The 21,556-nt window shown below is 34.7% G+C and carries 17 protein-coding genes; 5 read left to right on the forward strand and 12 right to left on the reverse strand.

The window, feature by feature from the left end; translation table 11 throughout:
* The first annotated feature begins 27 nt into the window (after window positions 1–27).
* Complete coding sequence (locus HHU12_RS18440; RefSeq protein ID WP_169658209.1) at window positions 28–282, forward strand: hypothetical protein; 255 nt, start codon at window positions 28–30, stop codon at window positions 280–282.
* 64 nt (window positions 283–346) lie between these two features.
* On the opposite strand, the gene miaA is transcribed toward HHU12_RS18440, so the two are convergent.
* Window positions 347–1,291 (reverse strand): tRNA (adenosine(37)-N6)-dimethylallyltransferase MiaA, encoded by a 945-nt coding sequence (gene miaA, locus HHU12_RS18445; RefSeq protein ID WP_169658210.1) that lies wholly within the window; start codon window positions 1,289–1,291, stop codon window positions 347–349.
* Between the two features lie 227 nt (window positions 1,292–1,518).
* On the opposite strand from miaA, the gene HHU12_RS18450 reads away from it, so the two are divergent.
* From HHU12_RS18450 to HHU12_RS18460, 3 genes are all read left to right on the forward strand, one after another.
* A complete protein-coding gene (locus HHU12_RS18450) occupies window positions 1,519–3,060 on the forward strand; it encodes a SpoIIE family protein phosphatase (RefSeq protein ID WP_169658211.1) in 1,542 nt (513 codons plus the stop codon).
* 84 nt (window positions 3,061–3,144) lie between these two features.
* Entirely contained in the window at window positions 3,145–4,626 is a 1,482-nt protein-coding gene (locus HHU12_RS18455) for an MltF family protein (RefSeq protein WP_169658212.1), read from the forward strand.
* A gap of 176 nt (window positions 4,627–4,802) precedes the next feature.
* Window positions 4,803–7,214 carry an alpha-ketoacid dehydrogenase subunit alpha/beta gene (locus tag HHU12_RS18460; RefSeq protein WP_240971024.1) on the forward strand — a complete coding sequence of 804 codons (2,412 nt, stop codon included), beginning with the start codon at window positions 4,803–4,805 and terminating at the stop codon, window positions 7,212–7,214.
* 271 nt (window positions 7,215–7,485) lie between these two features.
* On the opposite strand, the gene HHU12_RS18465 is transcribed toward HHU12_RS18460, so the two are convergent.
* The 7 genes from HHU12_RS18465 to HHU12_RS18495 all read right to left on the reverse strand — a co-directional run bounded on the left by HHU12_RS18465 (window position 7,486) and on the right by HHU12_RS18495 (window position 13,871).
* Window positions 7,486–8,724: an ABC transporter permease gene (locus HHU12_RS18465; protein WP_169658214.1), complete on the reverse strand. Its 1,239-nt coding sequence runs from the start codon at window positions 8,722–8,724 to the stop codon at window positions 7,486–7,488.
* Between the two features lie 10 nt (window positions 8,725–8,734).
* Window positions 8,735–8,938 carry an exodeoxyribonuclease VII small subunit gene (xseB, locus tag HHU12_RS18470; protein ID WP_169658215.1) on the reverse strand — a complete coding sequence of 68 codons (204 nt, stop codon included), beginning with the start codon at window positions 8,936–8,938 and terminating at the stop codon, window positions 8,735–8,737.
* A 45-nt stretch (window positions 8,939–8,983) separates the two neighbouring features.
* Entirely contained in the window at window positions 8,984–10,345 is a 1,362-nt protein-coding gene (xseA, locus tag HHU12_RS18475) for an exodeoxyribonuclease VII large subunit (RefSeq protein WP_169658216.1), read from the reverse strand.
* Window positions 10,332–10,667, reverse strand: coding sequence for a tetratricopeptide repeat protein (locus HHU12_RS18480; RefSeq protein WP_169658217.1), 336 nt, complete (start codon window positions 10,665–10,667; stop codon window positions 10,332–10,334). The genes xseA and HHU12_RS18480 overlap by 14 nt, the downstream gene beginning before the upstream one ends.
* Window positions 10,668–10,773: 106 nt before the next feature.
* Window positions 10,774–11,943, reverse strand: a complete 1,170-nt coding sequence (locus HHU12_RS18485) for a sodium:calcium antiporter (RefSeq protein ID WP_169658218.1) — start codon at window positions 11,941–11,943, stop codon at window positions 10,774–10,776.
* 26 nt (window positions 11,944–11,969) lie between these two features.
* Complete coding sequence (locus HHU12_RS18490; protein WP_169658219.1) at window positions 11,970–12,860, reverse strand: MBL fold metallo-hydrolase; 891 nt, start codon at window positions 12,858–12,860, stop codon at window positions 11,970–11,972.
* A gap of 303 nt (window positions 12,861–13,163) precedes the next feature.
* Entirely contained in the window at window positions 13,164–13,871 is a 708-nt protein-coding gene (locus HHU12_RS18495) for a class I SAM-dependent methyltransferase (protein WP_169658220.1), read from the reverse strand.
* Window positions 13,872–14,024: 153 nt separating this feature from the next.
* Here HHU12_RS18495 and HHU12_RS18500 point away from each other — a divergent pair, with 153 nt between their 5' ends.
* Complete coding sequence (locus tag HHU12_RS18500) at window positions 14,025–16,193, forward strand: hypothetical protein (RefSeq protein ID WP_169658221.1); 2,169 nt, start codon at window positions 14,025–14,027, stop codon at window positions 16,191–16,193.
* A gap of 10 nt (window positions 16,194–16,203) precedes the next feature.
* Here HHU12_RS18500 and HHU12_RS18505 read toward each other — a convergent pair whose 3' ends face one another.
* The 4 genes from HHU12_RS18505 to HHU12_RS18520 form a co-directional block, all read right to left on the reverse strand.
* Window positions 16,204–19,926, reverse strand: a complete 3,723-nt coding sequence (locus tag HHU12_RS18505; protein WP_169658222.1) for a sensor histidine kinase — start codon at window positions 19,924–19,926, stop codon at window positions 16,204–16,206.
* Window positions 19,927–20,015: 89 nt separating this feature from the next.
* Window positions 20,016–20,258 carry a hypothetical protein gene (locus tag HHU12_RS18510; protein WP_169658223.1) on the reverse strand — a complete coding sequence of 81 codons (243 nt, stop codon included), beginning with the start codon at window positions 20,256–20,258 and terminating at the stop codon, window positions 20,016–20,018.
* Window positions 20,251–20,838, reverse strand: coding sequence for a DUF420 domain-containing protein (locus tag HHU12_RS18515; protein WP_169658224.1), 588 nt, complete (start codon window positions 20,836–20,838; stop codon window positions 20,251–20,253). Before HHU12_RS18515 ends, HHU12_RS18510 begins: the two co-directional genes overlap by 8 nt.
* The gene (locus HHU12_RS18520; RefSeq protein ID WP_169658225.1) at window positions 20,838–21,512 is read right to left on the reverse strand and encodes an SCO family protein; all 675 of its coding nucleotides are present in this window, start codon (window positions 21,510–21,512) and stop codon (window positions 20,838–20,840) included. The genes HHU12_RS18515 and HHU12_RS18520 overlap by 1 nt, the downstream gene beginning before the upstream one ends.
* Window positions 21,513–21,556 lie beyond the last annotated feature (44 nt).

Genomic DNA, 21,556 nt, shown 5'->3' on the forward strand with positions numbered 1-21,556 from the left:
CGAAATTAAATTATACAAATCATACTTATGCTATTAATCAAAATATTAATTGTTATCGTTGCATTCGTATTTCTTTTCAAAAGGTATTCTAAAGTCATCATTAAATTTCTGATGGGTATTTTGGGAAAGAGATTAATGAAGATGCAACAACAACAAGCACAAAATAGTCCATTTTACAATCAACAACAGTCCAATACATCTTACCAGCAACAAAATAATTTTGAAAAAGCAATTAAGGTAGACGATGATATGACGATTTATATACCGAAAAAGAAAAAATAAAAAACGAGCCATTTTGTTTAATTACAAAATGGCTCGCTTCTTTATAGACCTCTTCTATTTATTATTAGAGTTTAATTTCCTTTCTTACAAAATCTATTTTCTGTTCCATTTCCCATTCCACGGGTATCCAATGGATTTTTGTTTTCTTCTCCATCCTTCTAAACCAAGTCATTTGCCTTTTAGAGAATTTACGGATTGAAACCATCAAGATTTCTCTCATTTCCTCAAAAGTGATTTCATCTAATAAATACTCCGTAATATGCCTGTATTCTAATCCAAAACTTTTTAATTTTTCAGGGCCTACTTCTTTCATTAAAAGCTGAACTTCTTCAATCATCCCTTCCTCAAACCTTTCATCCAAACGCTTTTCAATTTTCTTCCACCTCGTTTCTTTATCAATCAACATCGCGAAATTGTATGTTGGCAGTTTTGGTATATCAACAGGTCTATCTTCTGATATTTGATCACTTTTCAAGAAAGTCTCAATCTCAATGGCTCTGATCAAAGAACGCTCTCTGTGTTCAATGGACTGATGGTCATTCTGCCCAGTTTTTATATCTGCATATATTTTTGATAGCACTTCTACTGACTTGCCATCCAAAGAAGCTCGTAACTCCTCATTTCTAGGAATCCAAATATGTTCATAACCATCCAAAGTAACAGCTTCAATATACAAACCTGTCCCACCACTTAAAACTGGCACAGCATTATGAGCTTTTATATCACTAATTGCTTTCGCATAATATTTCTGAAACTGATATACATTAAAAGTTTCCCCAGGTTCACAAATATCAATCAAATGATAAGGCACATCCACACCATTTACGGTATACTCCGATAAATCCTTTCCTGTACCAATATCCATTCTTCTATAAACCTGTCTAGAATCAGCACTGATCACCTCTCCATTTATTGTTGCAGATAAATGAGTAGCCAAAGCCGTTTTCCCACTTGCTGTTGGTCCGGTAATCACTACTAATGGAGAATTCAAAGATTTTTCTTGTGACATATTTATAAATGGTATCTATTGATAAAAAAAAGTGCGAAATTATAGATACAAGTACTAAGATTATTTCTCATTTGCTACCGACTTAATACTTGAAAGTGCTAATCTAAATGTATTTCGGTGATTTTACACTAGCGTAAATTTACAATAACATTTATTCAACCTATCTATTTATCAAAAGTTGTTAGTAATTACAGTTTTTGAAGAAGGCCATTACTTAATAATAACAGATGTCCATAAAGCTTGAAATACCTTTAATAAATTACTCATTGTACCAATCTACCAAAAAAAGAATCTTAGAGATATTTGAAGATGTGACTCAAAGAGAATCAGATAGAAACTTTTTATTATTTTCTATACTGATGACTTTTGGCGGTGCAACTTGGGGTGGATTATCCTTTTATTTCGACCTCAATTTTGCTGGATATATCCCTGTTGGCTATGTAATTTTCAGTATCTTCAATATTTATTTCTGGGCTACGAAAGACTTTAAAAGGTCCTGTAAAGCCCTGCAAACTTTTTTCTCCATTCTTTTACCCTTTGTTTTTCAGATCATTTTAGGAGGAACCCGGTCTACTGGAGTCGTCATGATTTGGTCTCTTTTTGCACTCACTTCCACCCTTGCCTTTTATAAAGGAAAATCGCTTTATTATTGGTTATGTATTTTCGTTTTCCTAATGGGGATTGTTATTCTTATTGATCACGATATTGAACATATTACACCTCCCTCCTTAAAAAATTATCATGTATTCAATATGCTGTTGATGATTAATTTTTCAATGATCTCAACTATGCTGTTCTTTCTCTCGAAGTTCTTTGTAGATCAACAACTGAGAACTTTAAATGAGCTTGTGGAAACAAATGGACAATTAATTTCAGCGGAAGAGGAAGTGCGTCAAAATTCAGAAGAAATTTCTGTAATGAATGACATGCTGAAGGAAAGTAATAAAAAATTAGAAGATGCCTACGTAGAGCTGGAGAAGAAGAAAAATGTGCAGATTGAATCAATGAATCATGCAATTCTTGAAAGCATCAATTATGCGCAGCAGATTCAGCGTTGCTTCCTCCCTTCTATTCATAGGTTTTCTGAAATAGTAAAGGATGGATTTATATTTTTCAAGCCTAGAGACATTGTCAGCGGCGATTTTTATTGGTTTTACAAACAAGAAAATTACACTGTAATTGCTGCTGTTGATTGTACCGGGCACGGAGTTCCTGGAGCATTTATGTCTCTGCTAGGGTCAGAAGCACTCACAGATATTGTCATCAACAAACAAATATTTGATTCGGCTGAAATTTTAAATCAACTCGACCTTACAATCAGAAAAAAGCTAAAACAAGAAACCACCAGTAATAAAGACGGGATGGATCTCGCATTAACTGTTTTTGATACTCAAAATAAAATATGTTCATTTTCAGGAGCTAAAAACCCTCTACTGTATACAGATGATGAAGAATTGATCTGCATCAAAGGGGACCGTCAGCCTATTGGTATGTTTCATCCCGATCAATTACCTGTTCCTTTCACAAAGCATGAATTTGCATACAATGAAAATATGCGTTTTTATATGTACAGCGATGGTTTTCAAGATCAATTTGGTGGAGAACGCCTAAAGAAGTTTATGCCGAAAAAATTAAAAAACACTCTTTTCGAAAACAGAAAACTGGAAATGAGGATGCAATTAAGCACACTTGAAAATACATTCTCTACATGGAAAAAAAGTGAAGAACAAACTGATGATGTACTTGTAATGGGGTTTGTGATGGAATAAGAAATCCTAAGAGAATATCTTTTTATAAAGTTTATGGATTATATTTACACACGAATATTTTTTTAAAAAACTAGCAAATGATCGATGAATCATAATAAACATAATCTAATATACTTCTTAATACTCTTATTATTCCATTTTTCATGTACTACAACAAAGAATGGAGAAAGTAGCAGTAATGCTAATAAAGAGATTGTTGAAACTGAAGTAGAAGAAGAAAAATTCAGCAGTAAAGACTATCCTGAAATTAAAAGAAGAGGTAAACTAATTGCGTTGACTGCTTACAGCTCTACTTCTTATTTTATTTATAAAGGACAAACGATGGGCTATGAGTATGAATTACTCACAAAATTGGCCAATGACCTTGAACTTGAACTTCATGTGAAAGTTTATAAAAGTATTGACAGCCTTGCATTAGCCTTACAAAAAGGTGAAGGAGATTTGATTGCTTATGGGCTTGCCATCACTAAAGAACGTCAAGAGAGAGTAGATTTCACTACTTCTTTAGCACAAGTAAAACAAGTACTTGTCCAAAGAAAACCAGACAATTGGCGTAAAGTCCCAAAACATAAAACAGATAAGAAACTCATTAGAAATGTCATAGACCTTGCGAATAAAACCGTTACTGTAAGGGAAAAAACACCTTATCATTTACGTCTAAAAAACTTAGAAAATGAACTTGGTGAAGACATTAATATTGTATTAGCAGATAAAAATACAAGTACTGAGGAGTTAATTCACAAGGTAGCCAACAAGGAAATTGAACTTACTGTGGCTGATGAAAATATTGCCAAACTGAATAATACGTATTATCCTGATATTGATATTGAAACAGCAATCAGTTTCCCACAACGTATCGCTTGGGCAACAAGAAAGCAGTCTCCTGCACTAAAAGCGAAAGTGAGTCATTGGCTGGACAGCATGAAAAACACTACTGATTTTTATGTGATTTACAATAAATACTTCAAAAACGTAAGAGCACAATCAAAACGTTTTGACAGTGAATATTTCAGCAGTGTAGAACATAGAGGTCTTCTTTCTAAATATGATGAAATTATAAAAGAACAAGCTGAAATATTAGGATGGGATTGGCTGTTGCTAGCTTCATTGGTCTACCAAGAATCGAAGTTTGACCCTAAAGCAAAATCTTGGGTGGGCGCAGTTGGCTTAATGCAGTTAATGCCTGCTACAGCAAAAATGTATGGTGCTAATAACCCACGTGATCCACATCAGAATATTAGAGCAGGCTCAAAATATTTGAAATGGCTGGAAGAATACTGGAAAGAGATTCCTGACGAAAATGAAAGGATGAAATTCGTGCTAGCTTCTTATAATACAGGTCAAGGGCACGTTAGAGATGCTCAACGACTTGCAAAGAAGTATGAACACGACCCTCAAGTGTGGGATGGAAATGTAGAAAAATACCTTCTATTGAAAAGTAATAAGAATTATTACAGAGATGAAGTGGTGAAATTTGGCTATGCAAGAGGAAAAGAACCGGTTCATTACGTTGCAGATATCTTGGAACGTCACAACAGATATATTGAATTATTAAGAAATAATTAATAAAATCGCTAACCTACTCAAGTAGAACTAGTTGTAATCTTTGAATTCCTAAAGAGTAAAAAAATATTTTGCGTATTTTTTACACTTTAGGAATTTTAGGTTTATAACACCACTTTTTTCCTTATTTTTGCAACGAATCAATAATGACGAGAAGTAAAAATCGTCCTAAATCAAAGATGACAAAAAAGCAAATCTCAGAATACACTTTTTCGAAAGAAGAAGTAGTGAATGACCTCAGGATAGCTATTGAGAGTAGACACGCGAGTTTGATCGGTAGAAAAGAAGTCTTTATGGGGAAAGCCAAATTTGGTATTTTCGGAGACGGAAAAGAAGTCGCTCAGCTTGCTATGGCTAAATTCTTCAAGGAGGGCGATTTTCGTTCGGGCTATTACCGAGATCAAACATTTATGTTTGCAATTGATCAATTAACTATCCAGGAGTTTTACGCTCAATTATACGCACATACTGACATAGAAGCCGAGCCATCAAGTGGTGGTAGATGTATGAATTCTCATTTTTCTACCAGAAGTATTAATGCCGATGGAACTTGGAAAGACTTAATTAACCAAAAAAATTCAAGTGCTGATGTTTCTACTACATCGGGTCAGATGCCAAGAATGGTAGGGTTGGCTTATGCTTCTAAGCTATATAGAAACAACCCTGAGTTATTTGACAATGAAACTGCAAAGAAATTTACAAATAAAGGAAATGAAGTAACATTTGGCAGTATAGGTAATGCTTCTTGTGCCGAAGGAGCGTTTTTTGAATCTATCAATGCTGCAGGTGTTCTACAAATTCCAATGGTCTGTGCTGTTTGGGATGATGGTTATGGTATTTCTGTGCCTAACGAATATCAAATGTCCAAAAACAGTGTCAGTGAAGCGTTAAAAGGCTTCCAAAGAACGAAAGGCTCAAATGGTCTTGAGGTATTTACTGTTGACGGTTGGGATTACCCTGCCCTAGTAAAAACATACAAGCAGGCAGTTGATATCGCAAGAAAAGAGCACGTACCTTCATTAATTCATGTTGTCAACGTCACACAACCTCAAGGACACTCTACTTCTGGTTCTCATGAACGTTATAAATCAAAAGAACGTTTGGAATGGGAGCTTGAATACGACTGTTTGAAGAAAATGAAGGAATGGGCCATTGAAGAAGGCTTCATTTCGGAAGGAGAAATTGAGGTAATCGAGAAAGAGTCTCTTGAAAAGGTAAAGAGAGAAAGAAAAGCGGCTTGGGACAGTTTCAAAGCGAGTATGACGAAAGAATACGACGAAGCGATGGAACTAATGAACAGAGCAGTAAGTTCTTTACCTGAAAACAATGAGATTTTACGTCTAGCGAAAGAGCTTAAGAAAACCATCAACCCTATTCGTAAAGATGCAATTTCTGTAGTCCGAAAATCTTTGAGAGAACTTCGAAACACCAACCTGCCTATCAAAACTGATATGCAAGAATGGGTGAAGAAGGAAAGAAGGGAAAACTACGAAAGATACAGCAGTCACCTTTACAGTGAATCAAGTGCCGCTGCTAAACATGTCAAAGAAGTGCTTCCGATTTACAATGCGAACTCCCCTATGGTAGACGGCAGAGAAATCATGCAGGCTTGCTTTGATAAAATGTTTGAGCAAAATCCTTTGGTATTTGCTATTGGTGAAGACGTTGGTAAAATTGGTGATGTAAACCAAGCTTTTGCTGACCTTCAAGATAAATATGGAGAAATCCGTATCACTGATACAGGTATCCGCGAAACCACTATTTTGGGACAAGGAATCGGCGCAGCACTTCGTGGACTGAGACCTATCATTGAGATCCAATACCTAGATTATATTTACTATGCGATCACGGCTTTGACTGATGATCTTGCATGTTTAGAATATAGAACTAAAGGTGGTCAAAAAGCACCATTGATTATCAGAACTCGTGGACACCGTTTAGAGGGGGTATGGCACTCTGGTTCTCCTATGGCCGCTTTGATTCACAGTATGAGAGGTATCAATATTCTGGTCCCTCGAAATATGACAAGAGCCGCAGGTTTCTACAATACAATGTTGAAATCAGACGAACCTGCTCTAATTGTTGAATGTTTGAACGGATACCGTTTGAAAGAGAAGATGCCTGAAAACATTGATGAGGTATGTACTCCTTTAGGTATTCCAGAAATCATCAAAGAAGGTGAAGATGTTACCATCGTGACTTATGGTTCTATGTGTAGAATTGTAATGGAAGCCGCTGATCAATTGGCTAAGATTGGTATTAGTGCTGAAGTAATTGACGTTCAGTCTTTATTACCTTTCGATACGACGGGCATCATCAAAGCTTCTATCCAAAAGACCAACAGGGTTATTTTTGCAGATGAAGACATGCCAGGTGGTGGCACAGGTTATATGATGCAACAAGTGATTGATGAGCACAAGGCGTATGAATTCTTGGATTCTTCTCCTGTATGTGTTTCTGCTATGCCTCACAGACCTGCATATGCTTCTGACGGCGATTATTTCTCTAAACCTAATACAGAAGACATCTTCGAAGCAGCTTACGAGATTATGTCTGAAGTAAAACCAAATGAATATCCTGAGCTATATTAAGAAATAGCTTTTAAAAATATTCCAAACGCCTGTGCATGATTTGTACAGGCGTTTTTCTTTTATAAAAAAACCACTCCCTGAGGAAGTGGTTTAATGTTAAATAAATGAGTTGCATTTCGAGGTGTATTTACCTCATATTTATCTAACATTACAAAGTTATATTTTAATTCTGTTCTTCAAAAAAATAAATTTCTAAAAAACAATAATTACTTGATTTAAGTACTAAGTCAAAAATAAATTGCACTTAGTAGATTTAGTTTGATAATGAAAACTAATTGAATTTTATAGATTTTATTGGTGAAATACCCAATACTATTGAAGTGGGAACCAATAAACTCAAGGACGTCAAGAAGATCACGGTAACATTGATAATAAATATCGTATCCCAGTGAAAACTAAAAGGAACATGATCTAAATAATAGGTAGACGCCTCTAAAGGAATCAATTTGAACTGTTGCTGAATTACACCAAACGATATTGCAATAAAATTCCCTATCAGCATACCTTTCACTGCCATTCGTATTCCATCAAAAATAAAAATCTTTTGAAGAAGATCATTGGTTGACCCTAATGCTTTGAATGTACCAATCATAGAAGTACGTTCCATAATTAAGATAAGCATAATTGAGATGACGTTAAAAATAGCAACACTCGTAATCACAATTAAGAAAATCCATACATTATTGTACAACATCTGAAACCAATCAAAGAAGTGGGCATATTTATCTTTCACACTTCTTGATATAAGATGAACATCAACATAGTTTTCATCCAAATGCTCTGCTGTAGTTTCTAAGGTCTCAAAATCATCAAGCATAAGTTCCATTCCCCCCACAAGAGAATCTCCCCAATTGTTGAGCCTTCTTACCAAATTTATATCTCCATAGGCCACCAATTCATCAAAATCTTCTAAGCCAGTATTGTATATTCCGGAGATTTTCATTTTTCGGGCTTTAGGCGGCTGTTGTATAAAATAGATAATTATATCATCCCCTACTTCAAGGTGCATTTTAGAAGCTAAAGCTTTGCTGATTACAATTTCCTTAGAACCATTTTTAGACTGTTCAAAATCAGGAAAATGCCCCTCTTCCATTTGAGATTCCCACCTCGATACATCATAATCTTCAGAAAGTCCTTTAATAAGGATACCTGATACCTCATCATTTGATTTTAACAATCCCCATTTATGTGCGTAACTATATACGTTCTTCACACCAGGTAAATATTCCTTCTCCTCATAAAGAACAGATTTATTTACGTTCACAGGAGGCTCTTCTTTACTCCTGTTCATTGTAAATTTTTCAACATTCAAGTGCCCCACATGCAGGAAAAGTTTTTCCTCAATACCTTCTTTAAATCCATAAAATATTGAAAACGCCAAAACCAAGGCTCCAATTCCCAATGCCACACTACCAATTGCGATCTTGGATATCAGCTTTGTAAATGAGTTATTTCTATGTTGGCTTAACCTTTTAGAGATGAAATAAGGTAAATTCTTAGTGTCTTTCATTCAAAAAATTCTATTGGTCTTCGACAAAAATCTCTGACAATTCTTTATCAATATCCTTAAGTTTATCCTTGCACCAATTCACTAGGAATTTAGCTCTTTTTGCCAATTTTGAAAGCTGATCAATTGGCACTTCTTCTAATTCCAATTTTTTTTGAATACTTTCTAATTCCTCAAGGGCAGATTCGTACGTTAAATTTTCTTTCTCTTCTGACATTCTCTTCAAATTTGAATACGCAAGTTAAGGGGTAGTAGAAAAATATTACAATTTTTCATCTATTTTATCAACAATACTTTCAATAATTTTGCCTTGGGTATGCGTATGAATTTTGTCTCCTTTTTTAATTTCCTCAGGATTGATCAATTTCCCCTCTTTTAATGTCATAGAATAACCTCTCGCTAATATCTCCATAGGATCTTTTGATCTGATACCCACTTCTTTCAAAGAGAGTTGATACTGTTCATCCTTCATTCTATTTTTTAAAGTATACTTTATTCCTTCCCAAAGATGGCTCAGCCTATCTTCTCCCCTTTTTATTGACATCTTAGAGAACTGAACTTCTTTCTGACGTAGCTTAAACCGCTCCATATCTACTTTCCCTGAAGTCATGTTTTGGATTTGAAGAAGCTGCTTCTCAACCATGAAGTGTTGCTTTTCAATTTTCTTTTGGAAAGAAGGTAATGTTTTAGTGATATGATATTTTAAAACAGATTTTCGTAAATGAATTTCATCAGAAATATTACGAATAATACTATCAAGTTTATCCTCTATTTTATTTTCGAAATTAGTTGTCGTATCTAATAGAAAATGAGCTACAGCTGTAGGTGTCTTAAAGTTCTTAAGTGATACCATGTCAGCGATAGAAAGGTCTCTTTCATGCCCTATACCTGTTAGAACCGGAAGTTTACATTGTGCTATAGCAAACGATAAATGATAATCATCAAATACCGCTAAATCCGTCTTTGCACCTCCCCCTCTTATCAATGCAATGACATCAAAATCGTTGGGATCAATTTTATGAAGCGCTGCAATCAACTCTTCTCCAGCATGCTGACCTTGTACGGATGAACTGAAAAGCTGAAGCTTGAATGCGTATTTTGAAGAATTGGCTAATAAATGTTCTTTGAAATCTTCAAAACCTGCTGCTTTACGAGATGAAATTACAGCAATTCGCTGAGGAACCAATGGTAGTTTATTCTTTTGCTGCCATTGAAAAGCTCCTAATTTTTCAAGCTTTGCAATACTTTCTTTACGGATCCTCTCTAATTCACCTATACTAAAAGATTCATCCAAGTCCTGCACTTGTAATGAAAGACCGTAAACAGCATGATAATTAATAGAGACTTCTACAAGAATATTTACGCCTTCTTTCAATACTTCATTGAAAACGGATTTCAAGCGATGTTTAAATACTTGTAGTTCTGCCCCCCAAATCGTTGCCTTATTTTTGGCGATGATATGACCGTCTTTTTTTTCTATAAGCTCTAAAAAAGCATACCCTGCATTAAACTGCAATTGAGCTACTTCTGCTTTGATCCAAAAGGAAGAATTCACTTTGGATAAATGAAGTTCAATACTCCTATTGAGCTGTGATAGAGAATAAACGTTTTTACCACTCGTCATCTTCTTCTAATTGAAAATTAGTATACGCAGACTGCAGCTCTTTTAAAGCATGATGATCTTTCTCCTCTTGACATACCTTCAAACCGACTTTATAAATCTCTTCTGCCTTATCTGCTTGGTTGTTTTCAGCATAAGCATAAGCCGCATGATAATAAGTACCCGTATAAGTCTTATGTTCATTTAGAAGGATTTCATAATATTTGATGGCTTCTGACCAATTCTCTTCAGAGGCATATTCTGTGGCAATACCATATATTACAAAAGGATCTGATGGATCCTCTTTATAAAAAGCAAATAGCTGATCTAATCTATCTTTGTTCATTTTTTATTCTTTAAAGCGAAAGATAAATAATTTCAGTATTTCATCAAACAAAAGAAGGTCAGCTCTTTTTTAAAGAACTGACCTTCATTTTATAATGTTATTCCAATTATTTATGGAAAGGACTTAGATTCACTAATATGTCATTCACATCAATCAAGAAGTCGCTTAAACCTTTAATAAATGATGCATCATAAGTATATGCCAAAGTATATATAATAAACAGAACATAAAGAAGCATCAATAAATAACCACTCTTTGCTCCAAGACGTTTTCTTTTAGCTCCAATGTAAAAAATCACTGTTGCAAAGAAAGTCATAAATAGAAGTAAGACTCTGAATTGACCAATAAAGTTCATCTCACCATCTCCACCTGTCATCACAATGCTTTTGTCATATACCAAAGTATAAATAGTCAATGGCATACCCAAAGCGAAACAGATATCGAAAATATTACTTCCTAATGCATTTGAAATAGCATCATTATATGCTCCATTATTGGCACTTTTCACTGAGATAATCGTATCAGGAACTGAAGTGGCAGCCGCTGCAAAAATCAAGGCCACAACGTAAGTGTTCCAGTTCAAGCCATCTCCCAACATCTCACAACCTGTTACTAGTAAGTGACATGAACCACCTACAATTGAAGTTGAAAGAATAAGAAGAATCCAAGCTCTCGAAGAACTCATTTCATTGTTACCCAATATTGCATGAGATAAATCAAGCTTCAGCAGTGCTTTTAAACGTCCACCTGAACCTGCTTCATATTCATAATCATCGTCCTCGTCACCTTCTGAATCCATTTTCACAAAGAATAAAGAAATGACATAAACTATATAAAGCGACATCAAGAAAGCTCCATGATACCACTCTAACGTTTTTTCAGAAACAAAAATGATCAAACAGAGAATACAAAGCATTAAAGCAATACCATCTCTTAATATAACCTTAGGGTTTACATTGATATATTGAACTTTTCTGTTGACAACAATAACACTCATGATTACTGCTGCAGGAATAATCATAATATTAAAGACGGCACTACCGGAGGTTGTACCAATACCACTGGCGAAACCAGCTGCATCACCTGTCAATACTAAAAAGAAAAAAGTAGTAAAAAGTTCTGGCATTGAACTACCGATCGCATCGATTGTCGCCCCTTTTACTCCTCCCTTCATATTACGGCCTAAGAATCCTGATGCGTCTTCAAAACCATCGCATGCTTTCCAGATAATAATGCATGCAAAAAATATAATAACAAGACCTGAGATTATCTCCATTATTTGTTTAACCTATTAAAAAGTTTCTAGTTCAATTTTTTCTGCCAATACCTCAATAATCCTGCAACACTCATAAATGGTGGATTTGCAGCATCATATTGTTTCAGCATTTCTTCCGTCAAATTTAATGCCCTTAATGCACTATCAACATGATTTATAAAAAGTTCTTCCATTTCTGGGAGGGACAATTCTTGGTCAATATAACCTTTAATAAGTTCAGCGGTGTCATAAAGGTCTTTTTCTAGCGCAATAAGATGACTTTCTATATCACTAACGGCTCCGAAGTGAGTTAAGTATAATTTAGAGGGAGATATTTTACGAATTAGGTCAATTGACACCTGCCATTTCTCCAAATTAATGTCTGGAGGAGGACAAGGAGCCACTACAGGACCATTTTCAATTTTCACACCTGCCACATCACCAGTGAATAAATTTTCACCAACTTGCCATGCAATATGATGATTTGCATGTCCAGGTGTGTGCCAAGCTTTTACTTCAACCTCTCCAATTGTAATTATCTCTTCATGATCAGTAGCATGCAATAAATCAGCAGGAATAGATTTCATATCACCCCAAAGTCGATCCATATCTTCTTTGTAGATCATTTTAGCGGAAGCCATAAGCTTACTAGGATCGGCCATATGCCTCTCCCCAAAAGGGTGAAGATAAACTTTTGCTCCATATTCTGCAAATTTCCAAGCCGCGCCTGCATGATCTAAATGTATATGAGTAATAAAAACATGCTGAATGTCTTTTGGTGTATACCCATGCTTACTCAGTTGCTGCTCTAAATTTTTGAAAGTGGAAAAAGGACCTGTTTCGATTAAAAAGGGGCCGTTTGATGTCTCAACTAAATATGAAGCTATAGCTTCTTCATTCTCGAGGAAGTTAAGGTCTAAAGTATGTACTGTTAACATTTAATATAAATTAGGATAAAAATTTATTGTACCAAAAAATCAGTACTTGCTGAAAGTATCATTATACTTCAATGTAATTTAACAGAAATCAGTTTAGAAATAATTCCAAAACACTCGATAATTATGTGCAACTGATAAAAATCAACTCCGGAATATGATATAAAATTTATTTTTCATGTATCATGATACTTATACAAAAGTATTAGCAAGATGACACTAAACAGTGTTAAGTAATAAGATCAAATTCTATTTTGTACTTAAACCAACACTTCGGTTTCATTAGAGCATGTTTCAAACATACTCTTATTTTATTCCTCCAAATGCTCCAAAGCATAAATTTTTATGCAGGATTTCAGTAGAAGAGAAACCAATCTTTTTCATCAATTCCAATTGATAAGTAATAGATCGTGGTGAATCTTCTTTTTCAATATAATCTAACACTTTTTCTCTATACTCCACACCTCCAACACTTTCCAAGTAAGATCCATATTTCTCCCAAATAATAGCATTTACAGCAGGATTTTCTTGAAGGACTAAATCTGAAATCATCAGACACCCACCTTTTTTCAGTAATTTAAAAAGCTTCGTAAATGTCTCTTCCCAGTCATTATCATCTCTCAAATGATGTAATACTGCACCTGCAAGAATAATATCAAATTTCCCTTCTTCAAGATTTACTTTTCGGATATCTCCCTGTAGCGTTGTTACATTTCCATTTGTTTCCTGACTTACTCTTTCTTGTGCCCTTTCAAGCATCGGCGAGCTTAAGTCAACAAGGGTACAATTGAGATCAGGGATTTTTGTCAACATTTTAAGTGAGTAATTACCGGCCCCACAGCCGATATCTAAGAGCTCTTTTGCATCAATATTTACACTTTTAGCAGCCTCAGTAATCAGTTCCAAACTATTGGTAGCATCAATAGTTGAAACTTGGCCTGTTTCTAAATTTGAGAAGCGTTCAACATCATTATCAAATCGCTCCTGAATTTCTTCAATTGTTGATTTTTGCATAGAAAAGTTCGTTAGTTTAATTTTTTCGTATTTAAAGTCATGTTAAATTACTAAAGGATTCTTTAAAATCAAGAATTCAACCGCTCATTCTTTTTTGTATATTGTAATAAATTGCTTCTTTAATGTAACTTTAGCGCTTATAAGTTAAATAGCATGAATAACTCACAAAGGATTTTTTTCATATTCGCTTTACTATTTTTTTCTTGTTTGGGAGAGGATGTTTACGCTCAAAAAGTAAATCATTACATTAAAGATATTGAGATTATTAGTGATACCACAATTACAAATCTCACTTCACATGGTATTATTTTAAACCGAAAAAGGAGAAATGAGAAAACATTACCTTTCCATTTTAATAGTATTGATCAAGTTTTTGAAGTAAGAGTTTACCTTAAAAATGATGACAATATTGTTGATTTGAAATTAATACCTACATCTGAAATCAAGGTTGTAGATTATCCTCTGCCTGTTGCTGACAACATCTATAAATTCCGAATTCAATTCAATAAAGCCACTACCACTCTCCGTCCGTCTATCATTATTGCTTTATGGACAGCAGATGGCAAGGAACTCCCCTACGAACAACAATTAATGCCTTTTACAAATACTAGTATTGAAGTCATTGATAAAAAAGGCAGTGAGATCCGAGAGCTTTATATTGGAGAAGAAAAAGAATACGAAATATTGACCAATCACCCCATGAATATAAGGGTGGATAATATTTGGCATGAGCAGGAGTTTATGTCATGGAGAGTTTCAAGGAGAGAGAATCGAATTTTTCTAGGGGTATTACCAAAATCTTTGAATACATTCTCTACTGAAATAGCTTTGGAAACTTTTGCTCCCAATTTCCTTTTTGGTCAACCTCAATATGAAACACTTCCTCTTAATCTAAGGTTTACTGTAAAAGCTCCTCGTCTGACATTCCTCTCTACTGATAAAAGTGAGGTAGTTTATGATGCAGAAGAACATGGTCAGGATGGTGTTGAAATTCAAATACAGCAAAATAGAAAGTTATTGCTGAACAAGACCTATCGAATTGAAGCACAGGAAGAAAAAGGTGGAAAATTGGTTGCTGAGCTATTTACTAAAAATAATTTAAGTAACAACCGTACAATGTGTTCTTTGAGAGTTTATGACTATCATAACTTTCAAGACGGTTATCTTTATATCAAAGATGGTGATGACCCTGCATTTATCACCAACTTTAGCATAATCTCAAAAACCATCATCAAAAGCATTCAAGTATTGCACGCGGGTAAAAACTGGACGGACAATTTAAATGTTTATCCTGGAGAAACTGTTGCCATCAAATTTGAAGGAGAACAAATGCAACATGCTCGTTATATGTTTGATGGATTGAGAAATTTAAGCATTGACTCGGTCAACATCACAAAAGATATGCAAACCATGCAGATTTCAATTCCTATTAACATTAACCGAAAAGAATTGAAGATCTTTAACGGGGATGAGTTTACAGGACATTCACTGAAAGTAAAGGAAAAGCAATCTCCTAGAAACTTTGATTTTGTAACGATCGATTATGGTAATGCTCCAAAACTGGTATCTGAAATAGAGAAGCCAATCTTTTATTTTAAAGCCATGACGGATGTAATTCTCCGATTCAACCCTGATTGGATTGATGACGGACTTTTATATGGTAAGCAATATATCACATTAGATGTACGAGTTATTGGCCCTGCCGGTCAGCTTGTTGAAATTGCTAAAGATGAAAATATTGTAATCTGCCCTGGAAGCTCTTCTCCAAGATATCATAATTACGAGAAAAATAATTGTACAGATCCGCTCATAACACTCAATAAATATCTAGGAATCAAGACTCACAGATTGCAGGACTGGTCAAAAATTGAAATTTACATCAAACACCAAAAGGATAAATACACAGAGCAAGTCCATACTAAGAAAATTGAAATATACGCTGCACGAAAATCTCAGTTTGATGTAGAACTTTCATTCCCTGCAGGTTTGCTTGTTAAAAAAACAAATGAAGACGACATTTCATCTGGTATCAGCGGTATTAGTATCTCTGCAATTGCTCAATTTAAGTTCTTTAAACCTGGAACAATTGGCAAAGTGAGACCTTACCGTATTGGTGTGGGTTCTATTGCACTTAATGCATTTAACCTTAGCGACAATACCGATATTGACCGAGATTTGGGAATTGTAGCACTTGGAAGTGTCCATCCCTTACAACGGCCTGGCCGAAAACTATCCCTACCATTATATGTTGGATTTGGTTATTTCCTAAAGGCAGACACCTTTTTCTGGATGATTGGTCCCGGTATCAGTGTAAGTTTCTAAAATTGTAATTTTATACCATCAAGAACTCTACGAAGAATGAAGTACCGTCACCTTCTGTAGTTTCAAACCATATACTACCTCCCATCTGTTCAATCCCCCTTTTTGCAACGGCCAAACCAATCCCTGATCCCGTTTCTTTGGTCGTGAAGTTAGGTACGAACACTTTATTCTGTACATCTTCTGGAATTCCTTTGCCATTATCAATCACTGTAACGATGGCTTTTTCTCCATTTTCGTAGAGGTCTAAAATTATTTTTGATTCTTTGTCATCATCTATGGCTTGAATACCGTTCAAGATCAGGTTGCTTAATATTCTTGCTGTCAATTTTTCATCACCTTCTACAATCACATCTGCACCCACTTGTGTGTTTGAGAAGTGAATATTCGACTTACTAGAATGCAATAGAATGGTTTGCTGAATAACTTTTGACAAATTAAATTCTTCACGCTTAGGAACAGGCATCGTTGCAAAAGATGAGAAGGAAGTAACAATACCACTCAGGGTATCCACTTGATTGATCAGCATTTTGGTAGCTTTCATCAATTTTGGATTATCATCATTCTGTGCTACTCTTTCCAATTGCTGCAAATATAATTTCATTGGCGTCAACGGGTTCTTGATCTCGTGTGCTACTTGTTTTGCAACGTCTCTCCACGCACTTTCTCTCTGACTTTGTTCCAGTTCCTTTTTAGATTCCTCCAGCTTGGCAAGCATTTTATTATACTCCCCTACTAACTGACCAAATTCATCATGTGCTGTGTAATGAATCGGCTCGTTTTTCTTACTCAGAGTGATTCGGTTCAATTCTGGTATGATCAACTTAATCGGGCTTAAAAGTCCTTGTGCAGCGTAGTGTACTATTGGCAGTAATGTCAGGAACAAGATGGTAAATATCATCATGATCGTTGTAATTACCTCAAGCGATCTATCATCCAATCGGTTTAAAGATTTAAAGAAAGGGATACTGACAATACCCATTACTTTACCCGTATTAAATGCTTTTACACCAATATAAGAAGTGTTGTATTCTAAAGTTCCTATCTGTTCTTTCAACACTACCCTCGTTTTCTTTTCCTCTACAATCCCAACATAAGCTTGAGGGTTAATTTCATCTGAAAGAATTTTCTCATCAAAGATTTCATTATCGGATGCAGACTGAAGAATCCCTTGCTTGTTATAAAAACGGATATCAGCTTGCATAATATCAGACAACTCTTCAATGAAAACATCAAGCTTTATCGCATCATTTTCTGTATAATTTTTAGAAAGCTCATGATTCTTAAAGAGGTTACTTGCCACAATCTGAGCTTTTTCAAGATACTGCCTTTCGACTTCCATCTTAGTAGTAGTTACCATGACTGAACCCATTACAATCGCCAATAAAAAGATGGGAAAGAAAATGGATAGGTTGAGGTAAATCTGTACTTTGGTAGTGAAACTTCTAGAATATTCTGAAGGGTTTCTGAGGTAATTGGTCAGGTTAAAAGTAAAGAAAACAATAAATACCAATACGGTGAAATAAGTCGAAAATGCCTTAAAATAGTTGAGATAATTGAATTCTTTGGACGAAATAACTACAATCCTATTGTTTGTATTTGGCAATAATAAGTGTTCATAACCATTGAATTTCACATTGGACAATAGATAAATCGTTCCCTCTTTAAAAGATTCTTCAAGGAAATTATTAGAGTAATTATAATCACCCGCACTGAATATCAATTCTCCTTTAAAGAAAATAGCATATGAATAATCCTCTTGTGAATTTCCAATGATAAAATCTTCATCCAATAGCGTAGACCTAAAGTATTTACCGCCAATTGATTTTTGATAAAGTTCGATCAGACAATAACCCAATGTATCAGTGGATTCAAACTTATCGATGATAGGTATATTACAAAGATAACTGTAGGTACCTTTCTGAAGGTCCATTTTAGTATTCAAACCTAATTTTACTTCTTCATCATTATTTTCCTTAAACGTATTCAACAATTGATCGTAATCATATTCACCCGAAACATTTTCACCGTTATCAAAAAGCATATTCACTTTGATATCAAATCTATTGCCTAGCCATTCAACTAATTCGAGTTTAATGTTTTTGGAGACTTCGATACCATAAGGCTTATTAAGGAATGCCATTGCATCAATCACACTATTATCCTCTTCAATTTGAGCGATCGTTTTCTCCAATAGGGTTTTCACGAAATCATCATTATCCATCAATTTTAATGCGAACTGTTGCTTAAAGTTCTCATCTTTTTTAGTCTGAACGCCTTCGATAACAATTGCACCCATAGTGGAGAAAAGCACTATATGTGAAATAAGATACATAATCGCTGGAAACCTTCCGCTTGCATAGTAGTTCGGTGATTTGATCATTAAAGAAACGCCTATAAAAATGGCGACTAAGTTGATCAGTATAAGATCAAATGGCTCAAAGAAAAACTGAAGAATAAAAACGGTCAGTATTGATATTAGTAAAGCAATTGATTTTCCATAGAAATCCAGCCACCAGCAAATTAGTCTCATAAAGAAGTGTGCTATCAGTCCCATCATCAAGAAACCCATCAAAGCGATTAATTGCGATAAGAAAATCAGCGTGCTCATCTCGAAAAAAGTCAGCTCTATTTCATAAGTGAGGATAATCTCCAACACATTGACAAATACCCCTTTAAAACCATTGATAATAAAGAAGTAACCTATAATCATCAATACACTTATACCTATCTTCACTCTAGAATCTAGCTCGAGAATTGATCGTATAGAAAATAAATGTCTGAAATTTTTAGAGATCCACCTGAATATTAATAAGCAAAAAGTGAAGTCTAATAATATCACCCCCATTGAATCCCATGACCCTACAAAAGAAGTTTGTATTGGTTCTAGTATTTTGTACTCATCATTGATCATCGGGTTACTAATAATATCCAGTACTACTTGATGTAGCAACACAACTCCGATGATAAAAATGGACAGCATCACAAAAACAGAATACCCTTCACGAATCTTCTCCGTGATATATGTACTTAGTGATGAAAGCAGAAAAAATACAGCTAAGAGAACCGAAACCAGAAAATATTGCCATGGAAAAAACTCCACTATCGTTTTATCAGAAACATCAATAGAGAATAAGTATTTATCTAGCTTTGTTTGAATGTTTCTGTAATTGCTATTGACTTTGAACTTCGCAAGTTTAGGCTGTTTTTTACTTCCAAAAACGAATTTATTGACATAATCAGGGAGAATAATAGATTGGTAATTTGACTTCACTACCAAAGGCACTATCACAAAGATTTCATAATCCTGATTATAGAGCAGGATGTTTGATTTTCTGACATAATAATAGGAATCATCCTTCTTAAGGACATCCTCAACAAAATAATTAAAAAGCTTATCTTCAATATATTTCAACCTCAGGTTATTATCAGACCAATACACCAACTCACCTCTTTTGAAAATATAAGTAGGCTCTCCATCAACAGACAATAAAGATTTAAACTGTATGTCTTCACCTTTTTGGCCTTTTAAGGATTGCTTGATCTCGTAAATAGCATCATCTGCATTTTTACTTAAATCTACAATTCGGTCCTGAACATATGAATCGTATTTCTCATCACTATAAAACTCAATATTGACAAGATAAATGATGATTGATAACACCATAAAGACACCTCCAATGATGACTTTATTTTTTACTCCGAAAATCTTTTTAAAAAATTGCTTAGCTGTCATAAAAAATGGATTGGAATTCCCAATACTACAAAAAAAAACTTCAATAAGACCTACCTTATTGAAGTTTTTTCATTCCAGTAAAACCAGAATTACATAGAGAGCGACTGCTTTTCTTTCTGTGTTTTTCTATACCATAGATAAACGATGGAAGAAATAATAATATATGGCATCACCATCAAGTATAAAATACCATTATTCAGACCTGCTCCAATTGCACTAGCTCCATCACTGATATTATTTCCTACTGTAGCTCTACACATTGCACATTGAGCAAAAATGCTGATAGTAGTTACCAGTGAAAGAGTAATCGATAAAAATATTTTCTTAAGCATAGTATGGGCTGATTAATAAATAAACAATTACGCCTGTTACAGCTACATATTCCCAGATTGGGAAAGTCCACTTTACAATTTTACGGTGTGATTCTAAACGCTTTGTAATTGCAAAATAGATGGCCAGTAGTACAAATGGTACTACTACTGCTGACAATACAATGTGCGACAATAAGATCACAATATAGATAGTCCTTAACGAGCCTGCTTCCGCTTTCTCTGCTTCAGATAGAATACCATCTCCATTCAAATCACCAAATACTGTGTGACCGCCTTGGAAGTGATAAATCACATAAGATACTAGAAAAATGGCTCCTAGTGTAAAGGCTATATACATCATAAGTTTATGCAATTCCAATTTTCTCTGCTTTGCAAAATAGGCTCCTAGCAAGAGCACTACAGCGCAAGAGAAATTGATCACTGCATTGAGGTGTGGTAAAAAGGAAACGTCAAGGTCACCTAATTTACCCGTTTGAGGTATAAAAAGTAGTAATGCTACAACGATAGGTATTAAAACAGACACCACTCCAATGACGATCATTGGCAGTTTGTCGTTTTTGTTTGTTAATGCGTGTTCCATTATTTTTCTGTTAATAGTATTGATATCTCGGTTAATAATCTCTTCACATCCTCTTGGTCTGTACCACTGTAAAAACCTCTGATTCTTCCTTCTGTATCTACAAGAATCAGTTTATCAGAATGAGATAAAGATGTACTTTGACCTAGTGCTTCTTCTTTTGCAGTGATATAAAAACCACATTGCCCTAAATCCATTATTGTTTGTTTATCACCCGTTAGAAGGTTCCACTTATTTGTATCAATTTTATATTTTGATGCATAATCTTTCAGCACCTTCGGCGTATCGTAATTGGGGTCAATAGAAAAAGATAATAATTCTACTTTGGGCTCATTCTTAAAGCGCTCTTGTACTCTTAATAAACCTGAGGTCATTGCCTTGCAAATATCAGGACAAGAAGTAAAGAAGAAATCCGCTACATACACTTTTCCTTCCAAGTTTCTATTTGTAAAACGAACGCTATCTTGATTTAGAAAATCAAAAGATGGAATGCGATGTACTCCATTGATCTCATTAGGTGTACAATTCACAGACTTTAAGTTATACACTTGAAGTTCTTCCGGTGATTCTAATCTATATTCGTTCGTCCCGAAGTTTTTAAGGAAGAAGAAAATAAACAATGGAGTTCCGATCAGTGCGAAAAGGAAGATCCATTTTTTTGCATTAGGTTTATTCATTAATTAAAGTGCTCTAAAAGTAAATATGGTTTGACTTCTGCAAA

It is taken from the genome of Flammeovirga aprica JL-4, from assembly GCF_012844305.1.
GTDB classification, from domain to species: Bacteria; Bacteroidota; Bacteroidia; order Cytophagales; family Flammeovirgaceae; genus Flammeovirga; species Flammeovirga aprica.